This is a genomic window from Methanofastidiosum sp. (assembly GCA_013178285.1).
Lineage (GTDB): Archaea > Methanobacteriota_B > Thermococci > Methanofastidiosales > Methanofastidiosaceae > Methanofastidiosum.
Genome location: JABLXD010000065.1, coordinates 1 through 5,338, shown reverse-complemented (window position 1 = coordinate 5,338; position 5,338 = coordinate 1). Strand labels below are relative to the sequence as shown.

Below are 5,338 nucleotides of genomic sequence, written 5' to 3'. Positions count from 1 at the left end.
TAAGAAGCGGAACTACTTCATCTGGTTTAAACCTAAGAAGTATCCCACCTCTTAGAATCCTAATTCCTCTGTCTGCATCTCTTGCAATCCTAAGAAGTATCTTTGAGTCTGGAGTCCTTGCACGAACCACCCATGCATCAGCTTCTTTTGCAAGTGTTACTTTCCTGTCAACAATCCTTTGCATTCTGTCATTAATGTTCCCTGCCATAGTTCTTTACCTCCTTTTTTGTTTTTTATAGGTCTTCCACCTGTTTTATTCTCTTTTCTTTTATCACTGTTTTTAAAATCTTAAAAAACGGTATTACTACCAGCAATAAGGAAGTAAATACCACAAACCACGCAGCAGTTAAAAATGTCTTTCTAAACTCCATTATCCAGATAAATATCTTTTCTACATTTTCAAAAGAAAGACTAAAAAATCCTTTTTTAGCTAAAGGGACTAGTGCTTTTGCTACATTTTCAGGAGTAAGGATGCTAAAGTAAATAAAATGAAACAGGAAAAACACAAAAATTGCCTTTAATAAAGCACCTGCAGTAAGCCCTGCCATTAAGTTGTTTACCATTGACTTTGATATTGAATACTTCTTTGAGTAGCACTTTCCAACTCTTGCAATAAAAATACCGTATCCAAGAGAAAATCCTACAGTAAGTAAGAATACGTAAATCTGATCAATTAAGGTTGGATTGTAAGATCCAAATACAGGTATGATTTTTTCAAAAACTCCAACCATAAGTGGTGAAAGCAGTGCAGTAATCATTCCAGATATGAAAGCTGACTTAAAGCCAACTTCCATAAATTGCAATTTTTGTTTTGTCGTGAAAAACTTCTCCGAGATTTTATCCCCCTCTTCTTCAGATGCGGCGTAAAATTCAATCTCACTTATTGCATCAAATAGGTTTTTAATTTTTTCTGGTGCCTGCGGAAGATAAATCCCCCCACTCCCAGAACTTGTGCTACTACTTCCTTTACCACTCATTTGACAACCCCCAAAAATCTAAATAAAACCCAACCGTATCCCATGAGAAATGCAAAAAATAAAAACCAGAGTCCTCTCTGCATCTGTTCCCTTCTTGCCCAGAACCAGTAAGCAAGAATTAGAAAGGCAAAACCTAATACTCTTGCAAGCCAACCATCAAAAAGCGTAGAAAACAACCACTGAAAGAAATTTTGATACTTGTCAGCTCCAAAATACTTAAGCGGATTAAATAAGTCTAAAAAATCCATAAAGTTCTCCTACTTTCTCTTATATGTTTTATGTAAAAACGAAGTAACCATATTTTTTCAGCTCCAGAATCCCTGTAAGTCGCTTCTAATCTTTAGTGCTTTCTTTGTAACTTTAGTTGTCTGAACTTCCATAGAATGGTTGTGAACCTCTTCTATATCAGCAACTTCTACTTTTTTCTGAGTCTCTTCTTTGGTTTTAACTAGTTTCTCCTTAATTAACTCTCTTACTCCTTCTTCTCCCTTCAGAATGTACATATTTTGGATCTCTACAGGAGATACCTTTTCAAAGAGAACATTAAGAAGTTCCTCTACTACAATCCTTCCCATGCCGTGGAGTAACTTGTACTTTCTGTGTATTTTTTCGTTTTTAAGTTTAACCGAGATTACTTTGTAATCCTGCGACATAGTAGCCCCTTGCCTGTGAAAATTCAGGCTCATCTGGAATTATTACGTTTCTTCCGAAGTATTTTTTGTCAACGTAGTAAGCCCCACCTCCAGCAACTACTATAGTGGATATGTCCTTAAAGGAATCCTTAAGCTCCTGCTTAATCTTTGAATTCAAAATCTCTGTATACCTTAAAATAGACTCATTCTTAAAAGGAACTAAATCAATTCTCTCCCCATCAATAGATACTTCCCCCTTCTCAAAGATCTCAAGTAATCTTGACGCAGACCAGTTTTTCAATACTCCAATTCTCTCAGGTAATATCTCCCGCATTATCTCAACTGCTTTCATTACCCCAAAGTTTTCAAGCGTTATCCCTCTCTTTTTCTTCCATACATCATCGTGCTTTTCCGTTACAACGCAGTCAACTGTGTTGTAGCCCATGTCAATTATCACTGCATCGTCTCCAATGTCCTTTGTGCTTGCTACATCATAGAGTATTCCAATTCCCTGTGGTAGCACTATTATCTCCGCATCTACAATTTTTAGGTTGTTAACAAGAGCAGGAACGTAGGCTTTTGCATTTGGTGGGAGTCCAGTCACGATTATGTCAAACTTCCCGAACTTGTCAAGCACATACTTTAAAAACACTGGTGCGTGCTGAACAAGTTCAATAACAGTTGGAATCTCAATCCTGTAGGAGCTTACATACTTCGTGTCTCTTCCAACTACGTATTCCCTGCCTGCTACATTTACTCGCTCCACTTCCATGTTGGGATCATCTGGGGGATAGGCAAGTTGTGTCGGAAACTTAAATTTAATCCCTTCTGAATAGCACTTTGTGTGTCCAAAGCCTATGTCTAATCCTAAAACTTTCATTCACATCCTCCTAATTTTTCTTTAATTTACATAAAGATACTGCATGCTTGGTAACCAAGTTTATCTTGGTAACCAAGATAAACTTTCTTACGAGTTAAACTTTCTTACAAGGTAAACTTTCTTACGAGTTAAACATGGTTACCAGTTAAACTTTCTTACCAGTTAAACTTTCTAATGAGTTAAACTTGGTAACCTGTTTTTTTTGATGGGATAATATAGTTTGATAACAATGCCCTTAATATAAGCCAAAATCTAAACCAGATATACATAACTATAACCCGTTTTTACCCAACTGGAGTTAGCGGTTGGCAATTTGTTTTTTGATTTTGGATTTTATTTTTTTGACTCGCTTTTCTATTTCGTTAATGCTTTTTCGTGTTCCTTTTAGTTTAAAAATGCGGAGTGCATCGTCAACTATTTTAGACTTATAAATTTTTTCTCCAAGTTCCATTTTGTTCTTTATGTATGAATAAAGCCACACATCTAACTTTGTTTCACAGTCAGCTGATAAATAGTCCATAATCTGGCGTATTTCAGACTTCTTTTTACCAGAAAGTAGAAGTCTGATAAAGTTTTCGTTACGCCATATTTTGTGCAACCTTCCTAATAAAATCATGTCCTCAGCCGTAATGGGATTGTTTATTACTCCCTTATCCATTAAGAAACGAACATCCTTTCTCCTGTATTTTTTATACTTTTTCAGTACATCGTCAATAGTAAAAAGTTCGCTCACTGATATAGTTCCTCCTTTTTCAGCGTTTTTTATATTAGCCTTTTTTCGTTTAGAAATCCCAAAAGTAGATTATTAAAACAGAAGGCTGAATTGTTTTCAATAGCCCTCGTCTCTATGATAATTTCTGTGTCACTTGTAATAACTTGAACCCGAAAACCGTCTTCAGATTTAGAAGTTGGAATGCTGATGTAGTTAATATTTTTAGTAGGGATAGCAAAAATATAACCTGCAACATCTTTACAGGTAATCAAACTGTCTCCAATATAAAGCCAATCAGTTATAATTACCATTCTTATTTCTGCCATTTTTTATTCCTCCTTTTTTAAAGTTTGTGAAATAATGCAAGTTGCTTTTCTATTTTTTCTTTTGCTGCTGTGCTTGCTTCTGAATGATACCAGTAATCAAGTAACTGCTTTGCTGAATGTACTCGATGATTTATAAACCACTCCCTCTTTCGCTCGTAAAACCTTTCTACTGTCTGCTCAAATATGTCATAAAATTTTGGCCATCTTTTTTTATGTAATTCAAGTACTCCAGGTCTACACACAAAAGGACATATCACACAACCAAGACGACTAAATCCTTCATCATACAGAGAAGGATAAGGAAGTTTTTCCTGTTCTATGTATTCCCATATTTCTGCTTCTGTCCAGAAAAATATGGGATAGTAATCTGTCGTCCTTGTTTCCTTGTTTGAGTTAATCTGCCCTCTCCTTGCACGCTTGTAAGATTCCTCAGAACGTACACCAAGTAATACGTGCTTGGCTCCCTTGAGCAGTATGTGTTTTAATTTGGTACAACACCATCTCTTTGTCTTGGTCGGCAGTCCCACTCTTTCAAGCCACTGAAAAAAGTTTCTCTTCGGACGTATCCATTTTACCTCTGGATAGTGTCTAAGTATAAACCTCGTAAGTTCTGGTGGGTCTATGGTGGTCTGATTGTAATATGCCTGATACTTTACCCCTGCTTTTTTTACGAGATCAAGTAAAACGATACTGTCTTTGCCACCAGAGAATTTAACTGTGTAGCCTTCCTGTGGTTCGTGTCCTTTTATGAAATCTATGGACTCTTGGATTTTTTGGTCGAAAAATAATGTGCCCATATAAATATATGGGCATACAGGTAACCTTTTTACGAAATTCTGACAGGAAAGCCCACCTTTTAAAGGTGGGATGAAAGGCAAGTTTTATTATTAGATAGTTTGCATCTTTCTAATATTTTAGTAGTAGGAGGAGGTCACCCGCATTTATTGTAGCCACAGGCAAGACACTTAAGGCATCCTTCTTCAAAAATGGCAGCATATTCTCCGCAGACTTTGCAGTATGCAAGCTTTCCAGAGTTTCGAATCCCATTAACAAGCCCGTTTGCCTCATATAACTCAACAGGCACAGCAGGCTCTAACAATCCTATCTCCACGAAAAAATCTCTCATAACCTCTCCAAACTCAGCAATCAATAAAGGAACGTATTTTTTTCTCTGTGCTGAAAAGAATCCACTTTTCCCCATAATTTCTTTGAAGTCCTCTATCAGGAATGTTGGATTATCTACGTTCCGAAACACTGCTGAACAGAGTCTGCCAAGTGCCTGTGTCCATTCTGTTACTGTCGGATCCTTTGTGTTTATAAACATTTCAACAGGCTTTTTTGTTTCTGTATCGTAGGTAAAAGTAATATAATAGGCATGACGAGAATCTGGAATTTTTACCTTGTAAGTTTTCCCTTCCAGCTTATACGGTCTTATAAAGGGCTTGACTGTATGAACTGGCTTGTCTGTCTTTTCCTTTTTGGGCTTAAGTATCTCATCAAGGCTGCCTTCTCTGTATATGGTACATCCTTTCAGCCCCTTGTCCCAGACATAAAAATATACATCTTTAATTTCCTCTAAATTTATATTTTTGGGTAAGTTTATTGTCTTTGAAATTGCATTGTCTACGTAATACTGGCAAATTGACATAACATCTATGTGTTCCTTCCATGTAAGTTCATAGGCAGTTACAAAAAAGTCTGGTTTTTGGTTAACATCTGCGTTTGGATGCAGTTCCTTGTAAACTTTCCAAGCGTAGTCTTGAACCAGTATTTCCTGCCCATAATTTGGATTTTTACGCACATATTCAAGA

9 protein-coding genes are annotated in these 5,338 nt (G+C 36.5%); all 9 read right to left on the bottom strand.

Annotated features, from left to right (window positions below):
* On the bottom strand, window positions 1-208 hold a 208-nt coding region (locus HPY60_11320), incomplete at its 3' end, for a hypothetical protein (protein NPV51767.1).
* A gap of 25 nt (window positions 209-233) precedes the next feature.
* Window positions 234-977, bottom strand: coding sequence for a hypothetical protein (locus tag HPY60_11315; protein ID NPV51766.1), 744 nt, complete (start codon window positions 975-977; stop codon window positions 234-236).
* Window positions 974-1,225, bottom strand: coding sequence for a hypothetical protein (locus HPY60_11310; protein NPV51765.1), 252 nt, complete (start codon window positions 1,223-1,225; stop codon window positions 974-976). Before HPY60_11310 ends, HPY60_11315 begins: the two co-directional genes overlap by 4 nt.
* 57 nt (window positions 1,226-1,282) lie before the next feature.
* A complete protein-coding gene (locus HPY60_11305; GenBank protein ID NPV51764.1) occupies window positions 1,283-1,630 on the bottom strand; it encodes a hypothetical protein in 348 nt (115 codons plus the stop codon).
* Window positions 1,599-2,489, bottom strand: a complete 891-nt coding sequence (locus tag HPY60_11300) for a ParM/StbA family protein (GenBank protein ID NPV51763.1) — start codon at window positions 2,487-2,489, stop codon at window positions 1,599-1,601. The genes HPY60_11305 and HPY60_11300 overlap by 32 nt, the downstream gene beginning before the upstream one ends.
* A 298-nt stretch (window positions 2,490-2,787) precedes the next feature.
* Window positions 2,788-3,222, bottom strand: coding sequence for a hypothetical protein (locus tag HPY60_11295; protein ID NPV51762.1), 435 nt, complete (start codon window positions 3,220-3,222; stop codon window positions 2,788-2,790).
* Between the two features lie 29 nt (window positions 3,223-3,251).
* Window positions 3,252-3,527 carry a hypothetical protein gene (locus tag HPY60_11290; protein NPV51761.1) on the bottom strand — a complete coding sequence of 92 codons (276 nt, stop codon included), beginning with the start codon at window positions 3,525-3,527 and terminating at the stop codon, window positions 3,252-3,254.
* A gap of 17 nt (window positions 3,528-3,544) precedes the next feature.
* Window positions 3,545-4,324, bottom strand: coding sequence for a phosphoadenosine phosphosulfate reductase family protein (locus HPY60_11285; GenBank protein ID NPV51760.1), 780 nt, complete (start codon window positions 4,322-4,324; stop codon window positions 3,545-3,547).
* Between the two features lie 134 nt (window positions 4,325-4,458).
* Window positions 4,459-5,338, bottom strand: an 880-nt coding sequence (locus tag HPY60_11280; protein ID NPV51759.1) for a hypothetical protein, incomplete at its 5' end; no start/stop codon positions are given.

Bases quoted from the DNA above. Each gene is read 5' to 3' on its own strand.
- HPY60_11290 (NPV51761.1), bottom strand. From the start codon at position 3,527: ATGGCAGAAATAAGAATGGTAATTATAACTGATTGGCTTTATATTGGA.
- HPY60_11315 (NPV51766.1), bottom strand. From the start codon at position 977: ATGAGTGGTAAAGGAAGTAGTAGCACAAGTTCTGGGAGTGGGGGGATT.
- HPY60_11285 (NPV51760.1), bottom strand. From the start codon at position 4,324: ATGGGCACATTATTTTTCGACCAAAAAATCCAAGAGTCCATAGATTTC.
- HPY60_11305 (NPV51764.1), bottom strand. From the start codon at position 1,630: ATGTCGCAGGATTACAAAGTAATCTCGGTTAAACTTAAAAACGAAAAA.
- HPY60_11310 (NPV51765.1), bottom strand. From the start codon at position 1,225: ATGGATTTTTTAGACTTATTTAATCCGCTTAAGTATTTTGGAGCTGAC.
- HPY60_11300 (NPV51763.1), bottom strand. From the start codon at position 2,489: ATGAAAGTTTTAGGATTAGACATAGGCTTTGGACACACAAAGTGCTAT.